This window comes from Amycolatopsis azurea DSM 43854 (genome assembly GCF_001995215.1).
GTDB lineage: Bacteria > Actinomycetota > Actinomycetes > Mycobacteriales > Pseudonocardiaceae > Amycolatopsis > Amycolatopsis azurea.
The window spans coordinates 34,897-60,110 of record NZ_MUXN01000009.1 but is presented as its reverse complement, the minus strand read 5'-3'; the positions used below and the strand labels follow the sequence as shown (position 1 = coordinate 60,110).

At 68.4% G+C, this 25,214-nt stretch carries 22 protein-coding genes and 1 pseudogene; 15 read left to right on the top strand and 8 right to left on the bottom strand.

The annotated features are described in order from the left end of the window. Positions 1-9 precede the first annotated feature (9 nt). Positions 10-1,167, top strand: a complete 1,158-nt coding sequence (locus B0293_RS13925; protein WP_005165763.1) for a thioester domain-containing protein — start codon at positions 10-12, stop codon at positions 1,165-1,167. A 183-nt stretch (positions 1,168-1,350) separates the two neighbouring features. On the opposite strand, the gene B0293_RS13920 is transcribed toward B0293_RS13925, so the two are convergent. Beyond that, on the bottom strand, positions 1,351-2,094 hold the full coding sequence (locus tag B0293_RS13920; RefSeq protein ID WP_039919472.1) for an AraC family transcriptional regulator: 744 nt from the start codon (positions 2,092-2,094) through the stop codon (positions 1,351-1,353). A 54-nt stretch (positions 2,095-2,148) separates the two neighbouring features. Here B0293_RS13920 and B0293_RS13915 point away from each other — a divergent pair, with 54 nt between their 5' ends. The 4 genes from B0293_RS13915 to B0293_RS13900 all read left to right on the top strand — a co-directional run bounded on the left by B0293_RS13915 (position 2,149) and on the right by B0293_RS13900 (position 5,868). Continuing rightward, a complete protein-coding gene (locus B0293_RS13915) occupies positions 2,149-3,333 on the top strand; it encodes an MFS transporter (RefSeq protein WP_005165766.1) in 1,185 nt (394 codons plus the stop codon). A gap of 88 nt (positions 3,334-3,421) precedes the next feature. After that, positions 3,422-4,732, top strand: coding sequence for a lipase family protein (locus B0293_RS13910; protein WP_005165767.1), 1,311 nt, complete (start codon positions 3,422-3,424; stop codon positions 4,730-4,732). A gap of 87 nt (positions 4,733-4,819) precedes the next feature. Further along, positions 4,820-5,464 carry a TetR/AcrR family transcriptional regulator gene (locus B0293_RS13905; RefSeq protein ID WP_005165770.1) on the top strand — a complete coding sequence of 215 codons (645 nt, stop codon included), beginning with the start codon at positions 4,820-4,822 and terminating at the stop codon, positions 5,462-5,464. A 71-nt stretch (positions 5,465-5,535) separates the two neighbouring features. After that, positions 5,536-5,868 carry a ClpX C4-type zinc finger protein gene (locus tag B0293_RS13900; protein ID WP_052014593.1) on the top strand — a complete coding sequence of 111 codons (333 nt, stop codon included), beginning with the start codon at positions 5,536-5,538 and terminating at the stop codon, positions 5,866-5,868. Between the two features lies 1 nt (position 5,869). Here B0293_RS13900 and B0293_RS13895 read toward each other — a convergent pair whose 3' ends face one another. From B0293_RS13895 to B0293_RS13885, 3 genes are read right to left on the bottom strand one after another with little or no spacing between them, the layout of a single operon-like run. After that, on the bottom strand, positions 5,870-6,718 hold the full coding sequence (locus tag B0293_RS13895) for an SDR family NAD(P)-dependent oxidoreductase (RefSeq protein WP_005165774.1): 849 nt from the start codon (positions 6,716-6,718) through the stop codon (positions 5,870-5,872). Continuing rightward, the gene (locus tag B0293_RS13890; protein WP_005165776.1) at positions 6,715-7,614 is read right to left on the bottom strand and encodes an alpha/beta fold hydrolase; all 900 of its coding nucleotides are present in this window, start codon (positions 7,612-7,614) and stop codon (positions 6,715-6,717) included. Before B0293_RS13890 ends, B0293_RS13895 begins: the two co-directional genes overlap by 4 nt. Beyond that, a complete protein-coding gene (locus B0293_RS13885) occupies positions 7,611-9,104 on the bottom strand; it encodes a flavin-containing monooxygenase (RefSeq protein WP_005165778.1) in 1,494 nt (497 codons plus the stop codon). The genes B0293_RS13890 and B0293_RS13885 overlap by 4 nt, the downstream gene beginning before the upstream one ends. Before the next feature lie 89 nt (positions 9,105-9,193). Here B0293_RS13885 and B0293_RS13880 point away from each other — a divergent pair, with 89 nt between their 5' ends. Then, positions 9,194-10,432, top strand: coding sequence for a PucR family transcriptional regulator (locus B0293_RS13880; protein WP_005165779.1), 1,239 nt, complete (start codon positions 9,194-9,196; stop codon positions 10,430-10,432). Positions 10,433-10,436: 4 nt separating this feature from the next. On the opposite strand, the gene B0293_RS13875 is transcribed toward B0293_RS13880, so the two are convergent. Both B0293_RS13875 and B0293_RS13870 read right to left on the bottom strand, forming a co-directional pair. Continuing rightward, positions 10,437-13,034: a caspase, EACC1-associated type gene (locus tag B0293_RS13875; RefSeq protein ID WP_005165781.1), complete on the bottom strand. Its 2,598-nt coding sequence runs from the start codon at positions 13,032-13,034 to the stop codon at positions 10,437-10,439. After that, positions 13,031-13,363, bottom strand: a complete 333-nt coding sequence (locus B0293_RS13870) for an effector-associated constant component EACC1 (RefSeq protein WP_005165783.1) — start codon at positions 13,361-13,363, stop codon at positions 13,031-13,033. The genes B0293_RS13875 and B0293_RS13870 overlap by 4 nt, the downstream gene beginning before the upstream one ends. Positions 13,364-13,534: 171 nt before the next feature. Between B0293_RS13870 and B0293_RS43925 the strand changes: the two genes are divergently transcribed. The 6 genes and pseudogenes from B0293_RS43925 to B0293_RS13845 all read left to right on the top strand — a co-directional run bounded on the left by B0293_RS43925 (position 13,535) and on the right by B0293_RS13845 (position 20,148). Then, positions 13,535-14,443: a hypothetical protein gene (locus B0293_RS43925; protein WP_209437350.1), complete on the top strand. Its 909-nt coding sequence runs from the start codon at positions 13,535-13,537 to the stop codon at positions 14,441-14,443. Further along, the gene (locus tag B0293_RS43920) at positions 14,329-15,351 is read left to right on the top strand and encodes a glycoside hydrolase family 76 protein (protein WP_209437351.1); all 1,023 of its coding nucleotides are present in this window, start codon (positions 14,329-14,331) and stop codon (positions 15,349-15,351) included. Before B0293_RS43925 ends, B0293_RS43920 begins: the two co-directional genes overlap by 115 nt. Before the next feature lie 36 nt (positions 15,352-15,387). Then, positions 15,388-16,167: an isocitrate lyase/PEP mutase family protein gene (locus tag B0293_RS13860; protein WP_005165788.1), complete on the top strand. Its 780-nt coding sequence runs from the start codon at positions 15,388-15,390 to the stop codon at positions 16,165-16,167. A 128-nt stretch (positions 16,168-16,295) separates the two neighbouring features. After that, positions 16,296-16,805 (top strand): annotated as a pseudogene (locus tag B0293_RS13855) (DUF2238 domain-containing protein). An 867-nt stretch (positions 16,806-17,672) separates the two neighbouring features. Continuing rightward, the gene (locus B0293_RS13850; RefSeq protein WP_005165792.1) at positions 17,673-19,115 is read left to right on the top strand and encodes an amino acid permease; all 1,443 of its coding nucleotides are present in this window, start codon (positions 17,673-17,675) and stop codon (positions 19,113-19,115) included. A 298-nt stretch (positions 19,116-19,413) separates the two neighbouring features. Then, positions 19,414-20,148 (top strand): hypothetical protein, encoded by a 735-nt coding sequence (locus tag B0293_RS13845; RefSeq protein WP_005165793.1) that lies wholly within the window; start codon positions 19,414-19,416, stop codon positions 20,146-20,148. A 49-nt stretch (positions 20,149-20,197) separates the two neighbouring features. On the opposite strand, the gene B0293_RS13840 is transcribed toward B0293_RS13845, so the two are convergent. Next, positions 20,198-20,536, bottom strand: a complete 339-nt coding sequence (locus B0293_RS13840) for a YybH family protein (protein ID WP_005165795.1) — start codon at positions 20,534-20,536, stop codon at positions 20,198-20,200. Between the two features lie 77 nt (positions 20,537-20,613). Here B0293_RS13840 and B0293_RS13835 point away from each other — a divergent pair, with 77 nt between their 5' ends. Together B0293_RS13835 and B0293_RS13830 are read left to right on the top strand one after the other, a co-directional pair. Then, a complete protein-coding gene (locus B0293_RS13835; protein ID WP_005165797.1) occupies positions 20,614-21,591 on the top strand; it encodes a helix-turn-helix transcriptional regulator in 978 nt (325 codons plus the stop codon). A gap of 46 nt (positions 21,592-21,637) precedes the next feature. Beyond that, entirely contained in the window at positions 21,638-24,070 is a 2,433-nt protein-coding gene (locus B0293_RS13830) for an ATP-binding protein (RefSeq protein WP_005165798.1), read from the top strand. On the opposite strand, the gene B0293_RS13825 is transcribed toward B0293_RS13830, so the two are convergent. Continuing rightward, on the bottom strand, positions 24,067-24,714 hold the full coding sequence (locus B0293_RS13825) for an SMI1/KNR4 family protein (RefSeq protein ID WP_245192093.1): 648 nt from the start codon (positions 24,712-24,714) through the stop codon (positions 24,067-24,069). The genes B0293_RS13830 and B0293_RS13825 overlap by 4 nt on opposite strands. Positions 24,715-24,786: 72 nt before the next feature. On the opposite strand from B0293_RS13825, the gene B0293_RS13820 reads away from it, so the two are divergent. Continuing rightward, positions 24,787-25,206, top strand: coding sequence for a tetratricopeptide repeat protein (locus tag B0293_RS13820; RefSeq protein WP_005165801.1), 420 nt, complete (start codon positions 24,787-24,789; stop codon positions 25,204-25,206). Positions 25,207-25,214: the final 8 nt, after the last annotated feature.

The following is a 25,214-nucleotide window of genomic DNA, read 5'->3' as shown; positions in this document are numbered from 1 at the left end:
GGGAGACACATGCACGGCAGGTCAGTTCTGGTTCGCGGCGGGATCGCGGTCGCCACCGCGGCCGTCGCGCTGACGATGGCCGCTCCGGCCGCCCTCGCCGAGGATGGCGCGGCACGGGGCCGGGTCGTCGAGAAGGCCGGCGAGAGGGGCTACAGCGTCAACTTCGGGGACCCCAAGCACTACGTCCCGGAGCTGTTCGAGCTCAAGCTCTCCGACGGCAGCAAGCTCAAGATGTACTGCGTCCAGATCGAAGTGAACATGCGGACCGATCAGGACATGATCGAGCGCCCGTGGAACAAGTACCCGGACGCTTCGTCGCCGTTCAACAAGAACAACGCGAAGATCAACTGGGTGCTGCACCACGGCTACCCGGCTGTCGGCGTGAAGGCCATCGAAGGCGCGCTCGGCAAGAACGGGGTCAAGTTCAACGAGGGCCTGTCCGCCGGTGAGGCTGTCACCGCGACGCAGGCGGCCGTCTGGCACTTCAGCGACGGCAAGGACTTCGACCGCGAGAAGCCGCTGATGGACGGCAACCCCGCGGCCTCGGCCGACGTGCTGGCCCTCTACGACTACCTCGTCGGCAAGGAGAACGTCGGTATCAGCGCGCAGCCGAAGCCGACCCTCGACATCGGCCCGGCCAAGGCCTCCGGTGCGACCGGTAGCAAGATCGGCCCGTTCAGCGTGGCCACCACCGGTGACATCACCGAGCTGACCAGCAAGCTGCCCGAGGGTGTCAAGGTCGTCGACGCCGACGGCAAGGAGATCAAGGCCTCCGCCATCAAGGACGGCACCAAGGTCTTCGTCGACGTCCCCAAGGACACCAAGGACGGCGAGGGCTCGTTCTCGCTGAAGGTGAGCGGCCACCTCGACACCGGCCGCCTGTTCGTGGGCGAGAACTACGCCAAGGTTCCCGCCCAGTCGCTGATCGTCGCCGACTCCGAGAAGACCTCGGTCTCCGCGAACGCGACCGCGAGCTGGAAGCAGGGTGGCGCGCCCGTCACCGAGACCCCGGCCCCCACCACGCCCGGTGGCGCCGAGTCGGGTGGCGGCAACGAGCTGGCCAACACCGGCGCCTCCGCCACCATGCCGCTGGTCATCGGCGGCGCGCTCCTCGGCGCGGGTGTGCTGATGGTGCTGCTGGTGCGTCGTCGCCGTAGCGAGGCGTAAGAAAGAACCGAACACGAAGCGGGGCCGGTCCATTGTGGACCGGCCCCGCTTTCTCGTTGCCGGGCGGCCGGCGACGAGGTCTCGAGCGCCACGCTCGAGACGGTGAGCGTCCCCAGCGAGGCGCACGAGACACCGTTGCCCCCGTGACCGACGCGCCACCACCAGCTGACGCAACTTCCTCGGTCACGGATCGAAGTGCGTGCCAGGGGTGTGCCCGAAGGCGCGGCGGAAGACGTCGATGAACGCGCTGGTGGACGCCCAGCCGCAGGCGTGCGCGACCGTGGTCACCGGGGTGTTCTCGGCCAGGAGCGCCAAAGCGCGGTACAGCCGTAGCTGCGTGCGCCATTGCGGGAACGTCATGCCGAGATCGGCCTTGAAGAGCCGGGCCAGGGTGCGATCGCTCGCTCCGACCCGGGTGCCGAGTGCGGCCAGTGTCCGGTTGTCGGCCGGGTCCGCGCTCAGGATCTCGCACAGGGCGCGCAGCCGCGGGTCTTCCGGCGTCGGCAGGTGCAGAGCCTGTTGCGGCGAGGCGCGCAGCTGATCGAGCAGGACCGCGCGCAGCCGTCGTCGTTCCGGGGTGTCGTCGTGCGGCGGATCGGTGTAGGCGCGGATCAGCTCGCGCAGGAGCGGGCCGACGGCCAGCACGCTCGGTTCGTTCAGCCGTAACGGGTTCACGGTGGCGGGCAGGCCGAGCAGACGGAGTTCGAGGTCGCCAGGCGCCTGATGGGCGTGCACGGTCCCCGCGGGCACCCAGATGGCCCTGGTGGCGGGCGCGACCCAAGAGCCCTTGTCCGTGGTGACGGCCAGGACGCCGCGGGCCGCGTAGACGACTTGGTGGTCGTCGTGGCGGTGCGCGTCGATCGTCGTGCCGGAGGCCAGGGACTGGACCTGCGTCGGCGCTTCGGGCATATGGCGGATTTCCGTCATCGTCTGTCATTTTATCGGAAGTGCGACACCCTGCCCCACGGCGAGCATGACGGGGTGTCGAGGAACAAAGCGATCTTCCTGCTGTCGGCGGGACACGCGTGCGTGGACGTGTACCAGGGTTCGGTGGCCGCGCTGGTGCCGTTCTTCGCCGCCGAGCGCGCCTACGGGTACGCGGCGGTGTCGGGCATCGTGCTCGCGGCGTCGCTGCTGTCGTCGGTGGCGCAGCCGCTGTTCGGCGCGCTGACCGACCGATGGGCGATGCCCTGGCTGCTGCCGTCGGCCACGCTCCTCGGCGGCCTCGGCATCGGACTGGGCGGACTCGTCGACTCGTACGCGCTCACGCTCGTTTTCGTCGCCGTGTCGGGGATCGGGGTGGCCGCCTACCACCCCGAGGCCGCCCGGGTCGCGAGAATCGCCGGCGACGGCAGGCATACGGCCATGGGCTGGTTCTCCCTCGGCGGCAACGTCGGTTTCGCCGCCGCGCCCGTGCTCGTCGCCGCGGTCATGGCCCTCGGCGGGCTCCGGATGTCGCCGTTGCTCGTCGTGCCCGCGCTGGCCGGCTCCGTGCTGTGCCTGCCCGTGCTGCGCGCGCTCGCCAAGACCGCCCGGGCCGGCGGCTCGTCCGCGGACGTCGCGGGCGTCGACGACTGGAGGTCGTTCGCGAGACTGTCGATGGCCGTCGTCTTCCGCTCGATCGTGTTCGTCGGACTGAGCACGTTCGTCTCGCTCTACGCCCGGCAACGGGTCAGCGGCGGCACGGCGACGGGCAGTGCCGCGTTGTTCCTGCTCTACCTCGGCGGCGCCGCGGGCACGCTGCTGGGCAGCAGGCTGGCCGGACGCCGGGACCGCGTCACCGTGGTGCGGCGGTCGTACCTGGCCACGATCGGGGCTGTCGCGGGAGTCGTGTTCGTGCCGGGTCCGGCGTTCTTCCCGTTCGTCCTCCTGGCCGCGGTGGGCCTGTACATCCCGTTCTCCCTCCAGATCACGCTCTCTCAGGACTACCTGCCCACGCGCGTCGGGACGGCCAGTGGCGTCACCCTCGGGCTGACGGTCAGCATCGGCGGCCTCGCGAGCCCCGTCATCGGCGCCATCGCGGACCACACGTCCTTGCGGACGGCCTTGACGCCGTTGATCGCCTTGCCGTTTTTGTGCTGGATCACAACCCGGAGCCTGTCCGAGCCGTGCTCCGTCCAAACCGGAACACCTCCGGCGGAAAAAGTGTCAATTTCGCGCGAATAAATGATGTACGACCCTGTACACCATCGGTTACCGGCTGGTAGGTTCCGAACATCCAAACGTGATCCACTTCATGATTCAAAGGGGAGTCATGACCCGAAAGCCCGCTCGCCTGCTGGCCGTCGCGATCGCCGTCATCGTCGGTTTCGCCGCCGCGCCAGCCGCTTCCGCCGCCCCTGCGACAGATCCGTTCTACGCCTACAGCGGCAGTGAACCGCTGTCGTCGTACAGCCCCGGAACCGTCTTGAAGACCCGGACGCTGAATTACCACGTCGTCGGTATTTCCACGCCGCTCAAGGTGACCCAGTTGCTCTACCGGAGCACCGACGCGCAAGGGAAGCCGTCCGCCAACGTCACTTCGGTGGTGCGCAGCCTCACCGGCGACAGCACCAAAGCCGTTTCGTACCAATCGTTCTACGACTCGCTCAACCCCGAGCACGGCCCGTCGAGGGCGATCGCCGGCGACCTCTCGCTCGGCGGCCTGATCGCCAACGCGGAGGCACTGTTCATCGCGCCCGCGTTGCTACTGGGCTACAACGTCGTCATTCCCGACACCGAGGGCCAGAAGGCGAACTTCGCGGCCGGGCCGGAATACGGCACGAACACCCTGGATTCCATCCGTGCCGCGACGAAGGCACCGGAAACGGGAATGAACGACAAGACCCGCTTCGGTCTCATCGGGTATTCGGGCGGCGCCATCGCGACCGGCTGGGCCGCCGCGCTCGCGCCGGATTACGCCCCCGACGTCAACAAGAATCTGGTCGGGTTCACCGAAGGCGGGCTGCTCGTCAAGCCGTCGCACAATCTCAAGTACGTCAACGGCAGTGTCGCGTGGACCGGTGTCATTCCGATGGCGCTCATCGGGGTCTCGCGTTCCTTCGGCATCGATCTCAAGCCGTACGCGAATTCTTACGGCCTTCAGGTGCTCAAGGACATGGAGAAGGCGTCCATCGTCGACGCGCTCGGCCGTTATCCCGGGCTGACGTGGGAGAAGTTCGTCAAGCCCGAGTACACCAACCCGAACAAGGTGCTGCCGTACGTCGAGGCCGTGAACAAGATCAACCTCGGCTCGGCCGCGACGCCCACCGTGCCCGGATACATCGCGCAGGGCAACAACGGTGTCCTGGAAGGCACTTTCGGCAACCCGCCGGGGATCGGGACCGGTGACGGCGTCATGGTGGCCGGCGACGTGCGGTCGCTCGCGCGTCAGTACTGCGACACCGGCAACAAGTCGATCAAGTTCGAGCAGTACAACCTGCTGAGCCACGTCGGGGCGGCCGTCGCCTGGGCGCCGCAGGCCATCGGCTGGCTCAACGACCGGTTCGCCGGCAAGACCGCGCCATCCACCTGCGGGAAGATCGCGCCCGGCAACTCCCTTGCCCCGGAGGTGCCGGTCAGCTGACCGCACAGGTCCGTGAAGGCCTCCTTCCCTACTCTCAAGGTAGGGAAGGAGGCCTTCACGGCTTTCCGGACCGGTACGGTGCCGCACGTGACCGAGCACCGCAGGCTGCCGAAGGGGCCGCACAACCTCAGCCGTGACGAGGTCGCCGGAACCCAGCGAGCCCGGCTGATCGACGCCGTACTGGAGAACGCCGGCAAACGCGGCTACGTCGCCACCACCGTCGGCCACATCACCGCCACCGCGGGCGTGTCCCGGACCTCGTTCTACGAACAGTTCTCCGGCAAACAGGACGCGTTCCTCGCCGCCTACCGCGAGATCACCGCCGAGTTCATCGCGCAAGGCGTCGCCGCGGGCGCCGAAGCCGCGACCCCGCTGGACGCCGTCGCCGCGTGCTGCGACTTCCTCGTCGACTACGTGCACCGGCGCCCCACGGCCGTCCGCGCCGCTCTGCTGGAGATCTACGCGCTCGGCGACGCGGGACTCGAAGCACGGGAGAACACCTTGCGCGCCGGTGAAGCCGTCTTCGATCAGACGGCGAAATGGCTGCGTGCCACCGATCCCACGCTGCCGGCACCGCCGCCGTTCACCGCACGCGCGGTCGTCGCCGCCACCATCGAACTGATCACGCAGGCCATCTGGATCGGCACCGAAGACGCCTACGGCCAGGCACGCGAAGCCGTCCGCTACATCTGGCTGCTCGGCTTGTTCGGACATCGGAGCGTCGGCGCCTGATCACCGGCCGCTTGTCAGGACTACCCTGACGGGTCTAACTTGTCAGGAGACTCCTGACGAGAGGATCCGCCGTGAACCGTTGCTCCTTTTGTAGACGTTCGGCCGACGACGTCGACACCTTGGTCGCCGGCGCCGGTGTCTACATCTGCAACGACTGCGTGGTGTTGTGCGCCGATGCGGTCAAGAAAAAACCCGCCGGACTGAAGCGCGCCACACCCGTTTGGGAAGGCGTCGACGACGCGGCTCTTCTCGCGCATCTGCCGCGTATCGAGGCGATCCGGCATCTGGTCGACGACGACCTGCGGTCCTGGGTCGGCGAGGCCCGTCGCCGCGGTATCTCGTGGGACCGCATCGGCGAAGCGCTGGGCATGCGCCGCCAGTCGGCGTGGGAACGGTTCGCCTGAACTAGCGGGCGAGACGCCGTCGTTCGAAGTCGACGATCAGCTTCGGGTAGAGCCGCGGCAGCAGGCGGACCAGCCTGTCGACCAGTTTCGCGTCGTTTCCGACGAGCACGCGCGGTTTCCCGGCTTCGACCCCGTCGACGATGATGCGGGCGGCCTGATCGGCGGGCATCTTCAGCAGCTTTTCGTTGTACACGCGGACACGTTCCCGCTGTTCGGCGGTGGGCTCGATGCCGCGGGCTTCGGCTTCCTTCAGCGCCGCCGAGGCGATGCCGGTCTTGACCCCGCCCGGGTGGACGACCGTCACCCGCACCGGATGCCTGCCCGCGATCATCTCGGTGCGCAACGCCTCGGTGAACCCGCGGACGCCGAACTTGCTGGCGCAGTAGGCACTGAGCGTCGGCTGGGCCATGAAACCGTTGAGGCTGGAGACGTTGACGACCTGGCCGTCGCCGGAGTCGATCAGATGCGGCAGGAAGGCCTTGGTGCCGTTGATGACGCCGAAGAGGTTGACAGCGAGCGTGCGGTCGTAGAGCTCCCACTCGGCGTCGAGGACGGTCTGCCCGCCGCCGGCGATCCCCGCGTTGTTGTAGATCTGGTGCACCACACCGAATTGCCCGGCGACCGTGGTCGCATACTCCAGGACGGCCGCTCGGTCGCTGACGTCCAAGGCGGCGCCCTGTACTTCCGCGCCGAGGGCCTTGACCTCGGCGACGGTCTCGGCCAGGCCGGTTTCGTCCACATCGGACACCGCGAGGCGCGCTCCGCGTCGCGCGAGTTCGAGGGCCAGCTGACGTCCGATGCCGGAACCGGCGCCGGTGACGACGGCGACCTTGCCGCGAACGCTGCTCATCGGGATTCTCCTGCCGGATCGAGGGCCAGTTCGGCGGTGAGCTCGACCAGCCGGTCGACGAGGCCCGGGGCGATGTGGTGGCCCATACCGGGGATTTCGACGTAGCGGGCGCCGTTCACGGCTTCCGCGGTCGCCCGCCCGCCGCTGTGGTGGACCATGCGGTCACTGTTCCCGTGGACGACGACCGTCGGGCAAGTGATCCGGCCGAGTTCGGCGGTGCGGTCGCCGCTGGCCTGGATCGCGCCGATCTGGCGGGCGATGCCGCTGCGGGCGCGCCGCCCTCCAGCCCGTTCCCACAGCTCGGTGGCCCAGGCCGTCTCGACGTCCTTGTCCAGCGGGAAAGTCGTCGAGCCGAGGTGACCCATCATCGCCAGATGCCCGACGACCGATTCCTCGACCGTCTGGGCCGGCCGCCTCGCCATGCGCAGCAGCGTCGACCGCGCGGGCTGCCCGACCTTGCGGTGGCCGGTGGTGGAGAAGATCGACGTCAGCGACAGGACGCGGCCGGGATTCCGGGCGGCGACGGTCTGGGCGATCATGCCGCCCATCGACATGCCGACCAGGTGCGCCTGCTCGATGCCCAGGTGGTCCAGCAGGCCGACGGTGTCCGCCGCCATGTCGCCCAGGTCGTAGGCGCCCGGCAGGGGCCGGGCCAGCAGTTGGCGGAGCTTGCCGGGATTCGGCGCCTTGATGCGGTCCGAGCGGCCCGCGTCCCGGTTGTCGAAGGTGACGACCCGGAAGCCGCGGCCGGCGAACCCCTCGATCATCGGCCGCGGCCACGACGTGAGATCCAGTCCGAGCCCGGCGATCAGCACCAGCGGTACACCGTCGCCCGCGCCCTCTTCCCGGTAACAGATCCGGGGGCCGCCGGGCAGGTCGGCGAAGCTGTCGGTCACGAGCTCACCGCTTCCCGGACCTGCGCGCGGGAGAAGTGCAGCTCGGGATCGGTGATGTCGTCCGCGCGCAGCAGCTTGATGTCGGAGTGGTAGCTCATCGACGTCAGCCACGGCAAACGGTCGCCCTGGCGCGGAAGCTGGTCGAGGGCGCGCTGGACGTATCCGGCGGCGAAGTCCAGGAACGGCCGCGTCGGCATGTCCGGATCGGCGAGGACGGGGCGGCAGACGTCGTAGCCGTGAGTGTCCATATGCGACAGCAGGCGGCAGAAGTGCTCGCACAGCAGGCCGATCTTGAGTGTCCACGACGAGTTCGTGTAGCCGATCGCGAAGGCGGCGTTCGGCACGTCCGAAAGCATCATTCCCTTGTACGCGACCGTTTCCGGCAGAATCACCGGCTTGCCGTCGACGCTGAGCTTCGCCCCGCCGAACACCTGGAGGTTCAAGCCGGTGGCGGTGACGATGATGTCCGCCTCCAGCTCGCGACCGGATTCGAGCAGGATCCCCTTCTCGGTGAAGGTCGCGATCTTGTCGGTGACGACGTCGGCCTGCCCCTTGCGGATGGCGGCGAACAGGTCGCCACCAGGCACGGCGCACAGCCGCTGGTCCCACGGGTCGTACGGCGGGTTGAAATGCTCGTCGACCGGAAAGTCCTTGGGCAGCTGCTTCTTGTTGACGTAGCGGATGAGCCCGCGGGCGGTCTTCGGGAACTTCTGGCAGAACTGCCAGACCGCGAGTCCCTTGCGGATGTTCTTGCGGCGGGTGAGCGCGTATGCCCGCTCGTCACCGAGGATCTTGCGCAGGCCGTTGGCGATCTTGTCCTCGCGCGGCACCGGCATGACGTAGGTCGGGGTGCGCTGCAGCATCGTCACGTGCGCCGCCGTCCCCGCCATCGCCGGGACCAGGGTGACCGCGGTGGCGCCGCTGCCGATCACGACGACGCGTTTGCCCTCGTAGTCGAGGTCCTCCGGCCAGTGCTGCGGGTGCACGATCGTGCCGGCGAACCGGTCGCGGCCCTCGAAACGCGGGGTGAAGCCCTCGTCGTAGCGGTAGTAGCCGCCCGCGTTGAACAGCCAGCCCGCGCTGAGCCGGGTGCGCTCGCCGGTGTCGGTCCGCTCGATCTCGAGCAGCCAGCGGGCCTCGTCACTCGACCAGGCGGCCGAGAGCAGCTTGTGGTGGTAGCGGATGCTCGGTTCGAGGCCGTTCTCGGTGACCGTCTCACGCAGGTACGACAGGATGCGGGGCGCGTCGGCGATGGACTGCTTGTCCCGCCACGGCTTGAACTCGTAGCCGAAGGTGTGGAGGTCGGAGTCCGACCGGATGCCGGGGTACCGGAAGAGGTCCCAGGTGCCGCCGGACGTGCCGCGGGCCTCCAGGATGGCGAACGTCTTGCCCGGGTTCTCGGTCTTCAGGTAGCGCGCGGCCCCGATCCCGGAAATCCCGGCACCGATGATGACCACGTCGAGGTGCTCGACGGGTGTGCTCGTCGTCATGCGGTACTCCAGCCTCGTCTCGGTTCTCCCCACCATGCGGGTGCGCGGGGGAATTGCGCTAGCACTATCTGCACCATCATGATGGCTCCATGGTGCAAAGTGCCGCATCGCCGTGGCCGACGCTGTCCGCCGAAGCGCGTGAGCTCTTCCGACGGGGAGCGGAGATCGTCCTGCATCCGCGCGCCGAATGGATCGAGGAGCTGCACGAAGCCTCGCTCGGCGGGGGCAGCATGCGCGCGGTCGCCGAGGACCCCGTGCTCACCGAGGGGACCAAACGCGCGAACCTGGCGAATCTCCTGCACTGGGCCGCCGCCAACGTGCAGCATCCGGGCAAAAGGGTCACCGCCAACCTGAATCAGGAAGTGCTCGAAGGCGCCCGCGACATGGTGCGCCGCGGCTTCGACTCCGGCGGCCTCGACGCCTACCGGCGGGCGCAGGGAGTGGCCTGGCGGCGCTGGATCGAGATCTGCTTCGACCTCACGTCGGACCCGGTCCTGCTCCGCGAGCTGCTGGACGTCTCGTCGCTGTCGATCACGACGTTCATCGAGGACACCGTCGCCGCGGTGTCCGAACGGATGGCCGCCGAACGCACGGAACTGACCCGCGGCGCGCACGCCGAGCGGCGGGCGACCGTCACGCTGCTGCTGGAGGGCGCGCCGATCAGCCGTTCGCGGGCCGAAGCCCAGCTGGGCTACCCGCTCGCCGGTCCGCATACGGCCGCGATCGTCTGGAGCGGCTCGGCCACCCCGTCGTCCCAGCAGCTCGAAACCGCCGCCGAGACGCTCATGCGGGCCGGCGGCGCCTCACACCGGCTGACCGTCGTCGCCAGCGCCGCCGCCCTGTGGGTCTGGCTCCCCGGCCGGACCCCGCCGCGCGCGGACCGGCTCGCCGAAGATCTCGCGCCGCACCCCGACGTCCGGGTGGCGCTCGGGCGGCCAGGCAGCGGGATCGACGGCTTCCGCCGCAGTCATCTGGACGCCGCCGCCACCCAGCGGATGCTCGCCCGGCTCACCTCACCGCAGCAGATCGCGCGGTACCAGGACATCCAACTGCTCGTCCTGCTCACCGGTGACCCGGCGCAGGCGAGCGAGTTCATCGCCGACACCCTCGGCGAACTCCGGCACGCCGACGCCGAAACCCGCGAGACCGTCCGGACCTATGTGCACGAACTGGGCAACACGACGCGGACCGCGGAACGGCTCTACACCCATCGGAACACCGTCGTCCGGCGGCTGGCGCGGGCCGACGAGCTGCTTCCGCGACCGCTGGCGGAGAACGCGGTGGACGTGGCGGTGGCGCTGGAAACGTTGCGGTGGCTGGGCACCTGAACGTTCAGTCCTTGGCTCGTCTACCGAAGAGTGAGCGACGACTCGCGTACTCGGGAAGACCGATACGGCGAAGGATGCCGTCCGTCGCACCGACCTCCTCGTAGTGCTCCTTCACCCAGTCCGCCGTGGCGGCCAGTACCGCCGAACAACCCTCGATCCGGACCGCTTGGACGAAGTTCTTGAGGTCGTCGGAGGACCTTCCGATCAACGTCCTGCCCAGCAGAAGCTTTCCGACCACCGTCTCGTTCTCGTCGAAGAGATACGACAACTCCTGAGTGACGGCGAGAAGTCCCCGTTCGGGCGCGGCGAGTTCGTCGAGCATGGCATCCGTGTAACGCTTGCCGTGGGGGACAGTGAGCAGCATCTTGACCAGTACGGGAAGTCTTTCGACAGGCTGGCTGCGAAGGAAGCTGTGCGGATCACGCCCCGGTAGGCCGCTCACCACCGACAGGAACTTCGCCTGTCCGGTTCTGACGATGAGGAACATCAGGTACTTCGCGTCAGGCACGGGCAACGCTTTCAACAAGGTGACGAGCTCGGGGCCTCCGTTGTTGTCGACGACCCTCGCGAGCACCTGTTCCTTGTAGCGAGAATCAAGGCCTTTGATGACGACGGGAAGCAGTTCGGTCCTGTTCTCGGCCTTCGCCGTGATCTGATCGGCGAATTCCCGAGCGAGGGCAGGATGCGCGGACAGAAGCAACTTCAACAACTTCGCCACATACTCTCGCTCGCGCTTGACTGCCAGGCTCAGCACCCGTTGCCGGTCCGCCGCCGTGCAGAGAACAAGGAACTCGGCGACCGTGGCCACCGAAACCTGAGCGCTCACCTCGTCGAGCACTTGCTTCGCCAGGACCGGCCAGCCCTCGTCCCGGAGTTCGGCAAGGATCTCCCGAATGGACCGAGCGGAGCGGTTCAGCATGGCTTGCAGGCAAAACCGGTGCGCGGCGTCGTCTCGGCCGTGGGCCCGCAACTCGGCCACGAAACTGATCACGGCGTCGTCCGGCAGGACTTTCGCCGCCCGGGTCAGCACCCGCTCGGCGTGCTCTTCCTGGCCGGTCTCCCAGAACGCGAGCGCGATCGCGAGCAAACCACCGACGTCGCCGGTGCCGCCGATCACCGCCTCGGCAACCGCGTCACTGTCCGCCGGACGGCCTGCCTCGGTCATCGCGTGACAGAGCTGGGCCACGACGTCCGGCGGACGCGACACCATCGCTTCCGCCGACGCCGCGTAGAGGCCGAACGCCGCCTCTTCCCTGCCGACGGACCGCAGTTCGTCGGCCAAGGCGAGCACCGCCGAGGCAGGCAACCGAGTCACCGTGCGCCCGATCAGGCTGTCGACCTCTTCACGCAGCCCGGCCACCCACAGGGCGTTGACCAGGTCGATCAGCGAGGAACTGGCCTGTGCGGCATCGAGTGCCGCGTCGAGGAGCCGGACAAGGTCACGATCGAGGGGAAACCGCTTCTGGAGCAGATGCGCCAGAGCCGCCACGTCGCCGACCGGACCGGATCCGGCCGCACGCAACAGAAGAGCCGCATCGTCGGGAAGCTCCGTGTCGTACAGCGCGTCCAGGATCCCCAGTATCTCTTCGGGCGGGCGGCGGGACGCGGCCTCGAGAACCGTCGCCACGTCCTTGCTCGCATCCGACCGGCGGAGCAGTCCGACGATCGCCGCGACCTCCTGATCCGGCCGCAGGGCGGCGCTCGCGACGAGGAGTTGCTCGGCGATCTCGCCCAGCTCGTGCGCCCGCAGTGTCCGCACTTCCGCGTAGACGTCGGACGGGCGACGTCTGAGGAACGGCTCGAAACCGGCGGGTGGCCGGGGCAGCGAGCGGGGTGTGACCACCGGCCGTTCCACGATCGTCCGCCCGGCGCTCCACCGGTTGCGCACCAGGGTGATCGCGGCACCGTCGTTGCGGCTGCGTTGCTGGGGCACGGGAAAGTGCCGGGCCTGGAGGTCGGCCTTCACGTGGTAGAAGAGCGTCTCCATGTCGAGGAGTTCAGGTCCGTCGGGCAGTCCGCGCGTCAGCTTGTCGACGAGCGCGCCGGTGAACGCGGTGTAGCGCTCCCCCGGCGGCGCCAGTGCCTTGCGCGTCTCGGCCGTCGCGGTCATGACATAGGTACCGTCGACGCGCGCTTGATCGGCCAGGTCGTCCACCGAACCGCCCATCCCTCCGATGGCGCGGCCGCTGTAACAACAGTCCAGCAGCACCACTTTGCCGTAGCAGGACAAGGCGGTGCCGACGACCTCACGCCGGATGTCGTCGTACCGGACGGAACGGTAGAGCCGGTCGTTGTCCGAACCCGGCATCGCCAGGTACAGCTCGAACCGGTTGTCGAGCAGTCCGTGGCCCGCGTAATAGAACAGCAGTGCGTCGGTCGCTTCCGACGCGGCTCGATGGACGGCGTCCATCACCTCGTCAGGGGACTCGGGGTTGAGCAGCGCGACACAGTGCTCCTCCGACAGCCCCCACAACTCGGGATCGGTCATCGCGTCATGCAGGGTCTCGATGTTGTTCGCGACGCCCGGCAGTTCTTCGAGCGTCGCGTACTCCGAAACCCCGACCAGTACGGCTCGCGACTTCCGTGGATCGGGCAACCTCACTCGACGTCCTCCGGGCGGCTCAGCGGGAGATCCAGGTTCCGGAGCATGGCGCGTTGTTCGGCGGTCAACTCCCCCTCGATCGTGATCGTGAACGGGGGCGTTTCCTTGCGGGAGCGCAGAAAGTTGCCCCAGGCGATGCCCAGGTTCGCCAGCCCGGTCAGGGAGCCGATGGACATGCAGATGACCTCGAAGACCCCCATCTCCCCCGCGCCCCGGGACCCCACCGCGCTGATCGTCGCGGACCGGGCGACGTCCACGTCCTCACGGAGCCAGCTGTAGAACTCGTTCAGCGCCTGTTCGTCGCCCGCCGCGTTGATGGTCAGCTCCACGAGACCTCCCTCGAAAGTGATATCCCTACAGATCGCGGCCTGAGCGTGAGGCGTAACAGGATTCCTGTCCCGAGATCTGACCGGTGGTTCCCGTTGACCGGCCGGTGATGAAACCCGGATCATCAAAGGCATCCAGATCCGGTGCGCGGCCGACCCCGAGGGCGGACAACGATGTCATCGCTGATCCATCTCGTGCTTTGCCTGATTCTGACGGCGATTCCCGTACCGACGGGGAAACCGGTGACCGCCGCGGCGGTGGTCTGTGTGCTGTCCTGCGACACTCTAGACCCTTCGAAGGCGCAGCAGGACACTTTTCCGGTTCCGGACAAGGTGTTCAACGGACGGTTGCTCCGGCTGCACGCGTCCGACGCCGACGGGATGGCCTGGGGCAGCATCGATCGCGGCGTGGCCGGCGATTCGGTCTGGCTCGACCGCTCTTGGGACGGCGGCGCGACCTGGGAAGGGCTACTGGGCAAAGCGAGCATTCCCGGCACCTGGACCGGCACGAGAACGTTGATGTACAACGTGACCGACCCCGGGAAGCACCGGCGCGGCCTGATCCGCGTATGCGGCGACGCCGCCGGGGTCACCTGCACGGAGTGGATCCACCCGAAGGTCTGCGATGTCGTCTGCGACGGCGCGACCCAGCCGGACGGGGACACCCAGCCCGTTCCGCCGACGACGTTGTTCGGGCGCACGATCCGCCTGCACGTCGACGGGAACGCGATGGCGTGGGGCACCATCGAGTCCGGCGCGCGGGGCGACGAAATCTGGCTGGACCGATCCTGGGACGCGGGGGCGAGCTGGGCGGGCGGTTCGTCGCTGGGCCGGACGTCGGTCGCCGCGGGCGCGAGTACCGGCCGGACGGCGTTGTTCGCGACGCGTGATCCCCGGGGCCGCCACTACGGCGGCGCCGTCCGCGCTTGCGGCCGTGAAGCCGGGCATCAGGAAGGCTCCTGTACGGCGTGGCCCGTCCGGCACCGGCCCGCGCGCAGGCGGCGGCCGACGCGCTCCTGTATTCCTACGATCCGTATCCGGGCTGGTGGCCGAGCAGCTGGTGGAACTCGGCGGCGACGCTGACGGCGGTCATCGACCACGCGAAGACCACCGGGGATCGCCGCTACGACTGGATCATCGCGCGGACCTTCGAGCAGAACCGCGGCGTCTTCCCCGCCGGGGAGCGCAGTTCCGACGCCATCGAAGGGAATTTCGCCAGCCGGGCCATCGACGACAGCGCCTGGTGGGGCCTGGCGTGGGTGGCCGCCTACGACCACACCGGCGATCCCCGGTACCTGTCCATGGCGACGACGATCGCCGCGTACGTGCACCAGTACTGGGATCCGGGGACCTGCGGCGGCGGTGTCTGGTGGGACCGGGAGCGGACCTACAAGAACGCCGTCACCAGTGGTCTGTACCTGCGGCTCGCGGCTTCCGTCCATCGCCGGACGCCGGGAGATTCCGTGTGGCTGCAACGATCCCGGACCGCCGCGGACTGGTACCTGGCCAGCGGGATGATCAACGCGTCCGGGCTGGTCAACGACGGCCTCACCCGGGACTGCCGCAACAACGGCCAGACGGTCTGGACCTACAACCAGGGCCTGGGCATCGGCGGCCTGGTCGAGATCTGGCGGGCCACCGGCGAGACCCGCTGGCTCGACGCGGCCCGGCGCCTGGGCGACACGGCGGTCAACGGCACGGCGCTGACCAGGGACGGCGTCCTCACCGAATCCTGCGACGTCGGCCAGAACTCCTGTGACGACAACCAAAAACAGTTCAAGGGCATCTTCATGCGCTTCCTCGCCGATCTGGCCGTCGCGACGAACTCCCCGGCTTACCGTGACTACGTGAAGCGACAGGCCGACTCCCTGTGGACGTCGGACCGCGATCCGCTGAACCGGATCGGACAGCGCTGGGCGGGCGGGACACCGAACCAGACGGACTGGCGGACCCAGGCGAGTGGACTCGGCGCCCTCACCGCCGCGTCTTGAGGCCCCTCGCCTTGCGGCGGCCTCTAGATTGAAGACATGGTTTCCACCGCCGAGAAGGCCACCCGGCTGCAAGAGCTGCACGCCGCCCCCGAACTGCTGCTCGTCGTCAACGTCTGGGACGCGATCACCGCGAAGGTCGTCGCCGAGACCCCCGGTACGCAGGCGCTCGCCACCCCGAGTCACGGCATCGCCGCCTCCCGCGGCTACCCCGACGGCGAGAAGATCCCCCGCGACCTGATGATCTCCGAGGTCGCGCTGATCGTCCGGACGGCGGGCGACCTGCCGGTCACCGCGGACCTGGAAGCGGGCTACGGCGACCCGGGCGGCACGGTCGCCCGCGCGATCGAGGTCGGCGCGGTCGGTTGCAACCTCGAAGACCAGATGAAGCCGCTGGACGAGTCCGTCAAGGCCGTCGAGGCCGCGGTCGCCGCCGCCCAGTCCGCCGGGATCGACTTCGTGCTCAACGCCCGCACCGACGCGTTCCTCCGGGCGGGCGACCGCGACCCCGAGGAGGTGCTGGCCGAGGCCATCACCCGCGGCCGCGCGTACCTGGACGCCGGCGCGTCGAACTTCTTCGTGCCCGGCAAGCTCGACGAGACCCAGGTCGGCAGGCTGGTCGAGGCGCTGGGCGAGCGCAAGGTGAACCTGATCGGCGTCCCGGGCTCGATCCCGCTGGCGACCGCGCAGGAACTCGGCGTGTCCCGGGTGTCCTACGGGCCGTTCAGCCAGAACGTCGCGCTCACCGCGCTGGCGAAGCTCGCCGAGGACGTCTACGCAGGCGGCGGCCTGCCCGCCGACATGCGCAAGCTGAACTGATCCCTGTGGTTCGCGGAGTCGGCCGGGTCGAAGGGGTCCTGCTGGCCGTCGTGGTGCTCACGGCACTCGTGGTGACCGGGATCCAGGCGAAGTCGCCAGGCACGTGGCTACTGGAAGTCGTCTGGGTCATGATCGGGTTACCGCTGGTGGTGGCGCTGCGCGGACGCTTCCCCTTGACCCGGCTGCTCTGCTGGCTGCTGGTGTTTCACGCGATCGTGTTGTGCTACGGCGGGCAGTACACCTACACCGAGACCCCCGTCGGGGAATGGGTGTAGGAGTGGCTGGGCACCCAGCGGAACAACTACGACCGGTTCGCCCATTTCGTCCAGAGCTTCGTCCCCGCGATCGCCGTCCGCGAGGTGCTACTGCGCCGGACACCGCTGCGACCTGGCGGGTGGGTCGCTTTCCTGACCGTCTGCGTCTGCCTGGCGATCTCGGCCTGTTTCGAGTTCGTGGAGTGGTTCAGCGCGCTCCTCGCCGGGTCGGGCGCGGACAATTTCCTGGCCACCCAAGGAGATGTCTGGGACACCCAGTGGGACATGTTCCTCTGCCTGTGCGGCGCGGTGGTCTCCTTGGCGCTCTGGCGCCGGGTACACGACCGGCAGCTGGTCGGACCTGTTCGCGCAGGGATCTCTTGAGGGGTATGGCAAACGTGTCGTGCTCGATTGCTCACGTGTCCGTCGGGTTCGGGTGTCGCGAAAGCCACGTTATTGAGGGGTAAGGCAAAGGTGTCGCGATCGAGTCCGCGGCCGAGCAAGCCCTCGCCATCGGCTTCTCAACAGGGCCTTCGCGGCGCGGCCCGAACCGGCTCACGGGAACCCCAGCCAGCCGTCCACAAGGGACATCCCGCCGGGCGAAGTGTCCGTTTTAGGCGCTTTGCACTGGGGTTGTGAGCGACAAAGAGGGTTAGAACCCCATGCCACGTAGCTTAAGTTGATCCTGGAATGCGCCCTTCGGTGACCGTCGCTCTGATCGATCAAGCTGGATGAGTCGCCAGCACCGAACCCGGGACACGACCGTCTATAGAGGACACTAGCCGGGATCGAAGTGCCTGATTTGGGCGCTTTGCGTAGTCGTACGAGAGGGTCGTGAGTGGTAAAGAGCGTTCTAACGCTCTTTACCACTCACGACCCGCGTGCGAATTCAGGCATATAGACATCAAACGGACATCTGGCCTTCGATAGGCGTCCTTTATGGACATTCGAACGCCAAGTGGCCCCCGTAGGCCGACTCAGACCACCTCGAGAAGTACTTCACCGCATAGGCTCAGCCAAGACACCTTTGCCTTTCTGCTCAATAAGTCCCGAGCGCCACGTTCGAGACGGTGAGCGTCCCGGGCGAGGCGCTCGGGACCCGCTCATCCCTCGCCGCCCCTCGGCCCGGCCGCGGGTCGAGGGTGTCGCGAAAGCCACTTTCAGGACATCTGATGTCCTGAAAGTGGCTTTCGCGACACCCTCCAGGCCACCCTGCGGAGGGCACGCGGGGCGGCAGATACGGTCGTCGGCATGAATCTGCGAGCCGCGGCGGTGCGGCGGAAACCGGTCGCCGACCTGATCGCCGAGAGCGATCACGGCACGCTGAAGCGCTCCCTCGGTCTCAGCCAGCTGACCATGCTCAGCATCGGCGCGACGCTGGGCAGCGGGATCTTCGTCGTGCTCGGCGAAGCGGTCCCCGTGGCGGGCCCCGCGGTCGTGCTGTCGTTCGTGCTCGCCGGCGTCACCGCGCTGTTCTCGGCGCTTTCGTACGCCGAACTCGCCGGGATGATCCCGGTGTCCGGTTCGTCCTACTCCTACGCGTACGCCACCCTCGGCGAGCTGGTCGCCTGGGTCTGCGGCTGGTGCCTGGTGCTCGAATACGGCGTCTCGGTGGCGTCGGTCGCCGTCGGCTGGGGGCAGTATCTCAACGAGCTGCTGCGGCTGACGTTCGGTTTCGCCATCCCCGACGCGTTGAGCCAGCCGCCGGGTTCGGGCGGGATCGTCAACGTCCCGGCCATCGTCGTGGTCCTGCTCGCCATGGTCCTGCTGCTCTCCGGCGCGAAGGAGAGCGCGCGGGCCAACGCGATCATGGTCGTGATCAAGATCGGCACACTGGTGCTGTTCTGCGCGATCGCGTTCACCGCCGTCCGCGCGGCGAACTTCACCCCGTTCCTGCCGCTCGGCCTGGCCGGGCTGAGTGCCGGCGGCGCGAAACTGTTCTTCTCCTACATCGGGTTCGACGCGGCCTCCACCGCGGGCGAGGAGGCGAAGAACCCGCAGCGGGACCTGCCGCGGGCGATCCTGCTCTCGCTCGCCATCGTCACCGTGCTGTACTGCCTGGTCGCCGTCGCCGCCGTCGGCGCGCTGCCGTGGCAGGAGTTCGACGGCCAGGAAGCCGCGCTCTCGCACGTGCTCGGCGCCGTGTCCGACAACCCGCTGTGGGCGGCGCTGCTCGCCGTCGGCGCGATCGTGGCGATCTCGAGCGTGGTGCTGACCGTCCTCTACGGGCAGACGCGCATCCTGTTCTCGATGTCCCGTGACGGCATGGTCCCGGCGGCGCTGTCCAAAGTGGACGCCAAGACCGGCACCCCGCGGATCAACACCCTGGTGGTCTCCGGTTTCGTCGCGACGCTGGCCGCGTTCATCCCGCTCGGGAAACTGGCCGACGCCACGAGCATCGGCACTCTGTTCGCCTTCGGGCTGGTGAACATCGCCGTCCTGCTGCTGCGACGTCGTCAGCCGGAAGCGCCGCGCTCGTTCCGCGTGCCGTTCTCCCCTGTCACGCCGATCCTCGGGGTGCTGTGCTGCGGCTACATGATGCTCAGTCTCGACGGCGCCACTTGGATCGTCTTCGGCGGCTGGATGGCGCTCGGCCTGCTCATTTACTTCGGCTACGGCATGCGCCGATCCCGGCTGGCCGGAAACGGCGGGAACACCACTGACGATTCGGCCGTTCGCCGCCATAATTCCTAGCCTGTCCAGCCGCAGTACGGGCTGGATCATTGAGGAAACGGTGACGATCAGGGGACACTGCGTTCCGACCCACGGAAAACCCCTACCGTGAACCGAGGTCCCTATGCGCAATCGTATTACCGTACTGACCGCATGCCTCGCTCTGTCCCTCACTCAATTGACCGCCCCCGCGTCCGCCCAGGACACGACGAAAGTACTGGCTCCCATATGTTATGAAGAGCCTTCGCAGCCGAAAGCCGATGTAAGTGACATAAAGGCCGCTTTCACGTCTTCGAAGTGGTTGCAGACGATCCAAGGTGTGTACAAACGGCGATGGCCCAGCGGCGAGGGCCTCGCGATCGCCCAGGCCAAGGACAAGTACTTCAGCCAGTTCGTCACCAAGACCAGTTTCAACGGGCTCGCCGAGTCCCTGATGGTGGCGATCCACGAGGAAACCCACATGTGGGACCTGGATCCTTCGAGAACCTCGTGGGACGTGTACGTCTCGGCGTGGATCAACGCCTCCCGCAAGGCGATGAAGGTCCCGATCCACGGCGGATTCGCCCGCCGCGAGATTCTGCCGCTGATCACGGACAATCTCACCAAGTCGATGGACGACATCTATCTGCGGGACCAGCAGCAGGGGTCGTACAAAATCCAAGGAGTCATCGCGGAACTCAACGCGGGACTCATGGGATTGCCCGCGGCGTCCGTCGTCGCCGAGTTCATCCAAGGAGTCGGCGCGAGCAACGCCAGGGACATCGTCGCCACGAACATCCGCTATCTCCAGCTCTATCTGCGGGTCGCCAAGGCGAAGTATCCCGATTACTGGGCCAAGATCAAGGGCCAGCCGGAATTGCGTGAATTCGTGCTCGTGGAGTTTCTCCGCGCCGCGTACTGGCTGGATCAATCCGAGCCCTACGCGGCCAAACTCGGCAGCGCGGACGTGGCCAAGATAGTCGCCAAGAACTACGCGCCGGAGAACATCGCGATCATCGAGGAGTTCACCGGGGCCAAGGTGAACACCGGTACGTCGAGGAACTGCACGGTCTGACGCCGTTCGCCGGTGACGGGTTCGCGCCCGTCACCGGCGAACCGCCCGATTACGGCACGAACACCGGCTGGTCCAGGGCCCAGAGCCAGGACCCGTCCGGCTGACGACGGGCGACCTCGACGGTCATCTCGCCGGTGGTCAGGGTGGACGCCGTGAGCGCCAGATCCCCGCTCACCAGTGCCGGATGCTGCCTGCCCGGCAGGAGTTCCGGCGCGGCCGCGACGAACTCCTCGTACACCTTGCGGATCTCCGCGTGCCCGGTCGCGAGGTTGCCCGGCGGGAACGCCAGCACGGCGTCCGGTTCGTACAACGCCACGAGCCCCTCGACTTCACCCGCGTTGCCGCGTTCGATGAAGAACCTGCCCAGATCGTTCGGCTCGGTGGCCACAGTCCTGCTTGTCATGGGGAGCAGCTTCGCAGCGAATACACGACATCCTGTGTCGTGTATTCCGTTAGAGTTTTCGCATGCGCGCCGACCGGCTGGTCTCCCTGGTGTTGCTGCTGCGCCACCGCGGCCGGCTGTCCGCGGCGACGCTGGCGCGCGAGCTGGAGGTCTCCACCCGCACCGTGCTGCGCGACATCGAGGCGCTGTCCGCGGCGGGCGTCCCGGTCTACGCCGAACGCGGCAGGCACGGCGGTTTCGCTCTGCTACCCGGTTTTCAGACCGAGCTGACCGGGCTGAACCACGACGAGGCGCTCGCCCTGCTGATCGCCGGGTCGCGGCGCGGCGCGCAGGCGTTCGGCCTCGGTTCGGCGCTCGCCTCCGCCATGCTCAAGGTGGTCGACGCCCTGCCCGAAACCCAGCGTGACACCGCGGCGGGCGCGGCCCGGCGCCTGCTCGTCGACCCGGAGACCGACCTCCTCGCGCGCCGGGTGGCCGCCGAGGAGGTGCCCGACGCGATCGTGGCCGAGGTCCGGCGCGCGGTGTTCGCCGGGCACAAGCTGCGCATCCACTACGCGGCCGCGGGCCGGAAACCGCAATGGCGCACGGTGGACCCGATCGGCCTGGTCACCGTCCGCGATCAGGGTTATCTGCTGGCCACGAGGGCCGGCGAAGACCGCACCTACCGGCTCTCCCGGCTGCGGGCCGCCGAGGAACTCCCCGAACCCGCGCACCGGGCGGACCGGGTCGACCTCGACCGCGCCTGGCAGGAGCGCAGCACCCGGTTCCGGACCGGCGGCGACCAGGTCGCCGTGCTGGCACGGGTGCGCCCGGCGCGGCGGGAAGAGCTGGTGGGCACCGCGCTGGCCGTCCTCACCGAGGAAACCGACGCGGACGAGTGGCTGCGGATGGAGGTGACCTTCCAGGACGCCCGGCACGCCGAATGGGCGTTGTGGCAGCTCGCCACCGACGCGGAAGCCCTGTCGCCGCAGTGGTTGCGTGCTTCCCTGCACGAGCGCGCCATCGCGATCACCACCCGCTACGAGACCTCGCCGGAGTGATCGCTGTCATCGGAGGCGATCCCGCCGAACGTGGATAATTCGCCCCATGACGAACGCCGCCTCGGGACGGGCGACCACGACGTTCAAGTCGCTGCTGAAGGGTCACCGCGTTCGTGCGAACCTCACGCAGGAAGAACTCGCCGAAGGGTCCGGGGTGAGTGTCCGGGCCATCAGCGACATGGAGCGAGGGGTCGCCAAGAGTCCCCAGCGGCGGACGATCGAAGCTCTCGCCGCGTCGCTGTCCCTGACCGACGAAGAGCTGACCACCCTGCAAAAGGCCGCGAGGCAGGGACGCGCCCGGCCGGTCGCCGCGCCCGCGCCCCTCGGGATCTACGGGTCACCGCTGATCGGCGTCCTGCCTGCGGACGTCGACGACCTCACCGGACGCGAACGCGATCTCGACGCGTTGCGCGCCCTTGCCGCCGATCTGCGCGACGGCCGCCGCCGGTCGGGCCGGGTCGCGATCCTGAGCGGACCTCCCGGTACCGGCAAGACGACGCTCGCCGTCCGCGCGGCGCACAATCTCGCCGTCGACTTCCCCGACGGCAGGCTTTTCCTGAAGCTGCGCGGGATGTCCGCCGAAGCGACGAATCCGGCGGACGTGCTGCACCTGATCCTGCGCTCGCTGGGCATCGACGCCGTCCGCATCCCCGCCGATCCGGAGGACCGGGCGAGTCTGTGCCGCTCCCTCCTCCAGGACCGGGCCACCCTGATCGTGCTGGACGACGCGGCCGACGAAGCCCAGGTCCGCCCGCTGCTGGTCGGCGGGCCCCGCTGCCTCACCCTGATCACCGGCCGTCAGATGCTGGTGGGGCTCGAAGGAGCGAGCCGTCTCCCCGTCGACGTCTTCGGCGAGGACGACGCGCTCGTCCTGCTGTCGGCCATCGTCGGAGCGAGCCGGGTCGCACGGGAACGGCAGGCGGCGCTCGAACTGGTCGAGCTGTGCGGGCGGCTACCGCTGGCGCTGCGGATCGCGGGCAACCGGCTGGCGAGCCGTCCCACCTGGCCGCTGACGCGCCTGGTGGATCAGCTCCGCGACCGCAGCAGGCGGCTGACCACGCTGACCGCCGGCGATCTCGACGTGCGCAGCGTGTTCGAACTTTCGTACCGCCAGCTCAGCCCCAACGCCGCCGCGGTGTTCCGGCGGCTTTCGCTCGTCCCGGCCGCGGACTTCTCCGTCGGGGCCGCGATGACGCTCGTCGAAGCCTCCGACGAGGACGAGGCCGCCGTCTTCCTGGAGGAACTGGCCGACGCGAGCCTGCTCCAGACGTCGCCGGAGAACGGTCGGTACCAGTTCCACGATCTCCTGCGGGTTTTCGCGACCGAACGGCTCGCCCGGGAAGAAGCACCCGAAGTCGTCGAGGCCGCGGAGAACCGGCTGGCCTGCTGGCTGGTGCGCACCGCGACCGCGGCGGGGCGCTACTTCCATCCGACCGACGGGGTCAGCCCGCTCCCGGCCGCCACGCCGTCGTTCGACGATCACTCCAGAGCGGGCCGATGGCTGGAGGTCGAGCTGAAGAACTGGCTCGCCGCGGTCGAGAGCCTCGCCGCCCGGGGCGATCACCGGCCGGTCCTCGACCTGGCCGAGTCCATGCACTGGTACTCGGAGATCGGCGGGACGGCGAGCACCTGGTACGCCGTGTTCGCGCTCGCCGTGGACTCGGCCGTCGCGATCGGCAGCAAGCGGGACGAGGCCGTCCATCTGAACTATCTGGCCTGGGTGCAGGCTTCGCTGTGCGATCAGGCGGAAGAGTCCGTCGAGACGGCCCGGCGGGCCTGGGCCGCCGCAGAGGAGGCGGACGATCGCCGCGAGCAGGGCTGGGCCCGGGTGTACGTGACCAGCGCCCACGCCCGCGACACCAGTCTCGCCACGTCGCCCGAGCTGTTCGACGAGGCGGCGCGCCTGTTCGAAGAAGCGGGCTACCCGCTCGGGGTCCACGTGGCGCGGACGATGCGGGCCTCGTACTGGTACCGGAACGGCCGGTTCGACGACGCCGCCGAAGAGTTCGACGCGTGTGTCCGCTACTTCGCGCAGGAACACGGCGGCTCGCGCACTCCGGTGGACGACACCAACTACGCGTACGTCCTGCTGCGCTCGGCCCAGAACCTGGCCGCGCTGGACTCGATCGACCGGGCGCTCTCCCACTGCGAGACGGCACTCGACCTGTTCCGCCGCCACGGCGCGGGGATGGGCCAGGCCCGCGCGCTCCAGGAATCCGGGAAGTTCCTGCGCCGCCAGGGCGACCATGCGAACGCGCGCCGCCGCCTGACCGAGGCCGAAGAGGTCTACGAACGCATCGGGCTGACGCAGGCCCAGATCGACACGCTCTGCGACAGGGCCGCCGTGGCCGAGGAGATGGGCGACGCGGCGTCGGCCCGCGACGACCGGGAACGCGCACTGGGCCTCTGCGACCGGCTCGGCCGGTCCGAAGGCAGCAAGCTCCGCGAGAAGCTGGCTGACCGCCTCAACGCCTCCTAGCCCGCCGACTCGGTCCAGTGGATCTTTCCCTCAGGGTCGACCGTCGGATGCTTCTCCCCGTAGGGAAGTTCGGCTCCGCGCGCATACGCCTCGAGCCGTTCGGCGATCTCGGCGAGCATCTCGGTCACGCTGCCCCAGTGGGTCGCGCCGAAACCGTCCCCGGGCGCCATCGTCACGAGCATGCCGTGGTCGTCACCATCGCGCAGGTCAACGCACAAGACGGCGCCGGTCAGGTCGCGGCAGAAGGGAACCATCGCCGAACAGAACGGCCCGCCGTCGTCGCCTGCCCGGTTCCGATGCGTCCGGTCCGGACCGCAGCACGTCGGATCCGTGGCGGTCGACTCGGTGAGCCGCTCGTATTCCTCGCGAGCTCGCGTGACCGAAAGGGGTACGAAGCCGTTCGGCACGAGATCCCCGGCTCGCTGATCGTATCCATCGTCGATTCCGTCCATGAGCGCCCACCATTCGACGAGATCCGCCGGAAAAGGAAGTCCGACAACGCTTTCGAGAGCGCGGACATCTTCCACCGGCCCCGGATGGCGGATCGTGCGCGCGGTGGCCGGGGCGTGTTCTCGCAGCACGTCCACGATCCGCCGCCACAGCGTCCGGATCATGTCGGCCGACGCTCCTTCTCTGGTGGACACGGCGAAAGGATAGAGGTCGAAAATGTCGGTACTCTCGAATCGAGTGGGTATTTCGACATCAGGGGAGGCAGTATGTCGGAGAATGATTCGATCCCGACACGCCAGGAGGCCGTCACTCGCGCCGCGAGCCGGTTCGGCGCCGATCACCGGGAAACGTTGCAGGCACGGAATCTTCTCGGCTTCGCCCTGCACCGGGCCGGCCGCCTGGACGAGGCCGAACGTGAGCTGCGCGCCGCGAAGGACGAATGCACCCGCGCGCTCGGCGCGACCGACTCGGAAACCCTGTTCAGCCAAAGCCTGCTTGCGTACCTTTTGCTCGACTCCGGCAACGTCCGCGAAGCGGCACACCAGCAACAAGCACTCGTCGAGGCTTCAGTGACCGCTTTGGGCGAACACGACCCGGTCACCCTCGGCCGCCGCGTGAACCACGGCGTCATGCTCCATCACCTCGGACAACGGGAAACCGCGGAACGACAGCAGCGCTCCACCTGAGCGGGAGC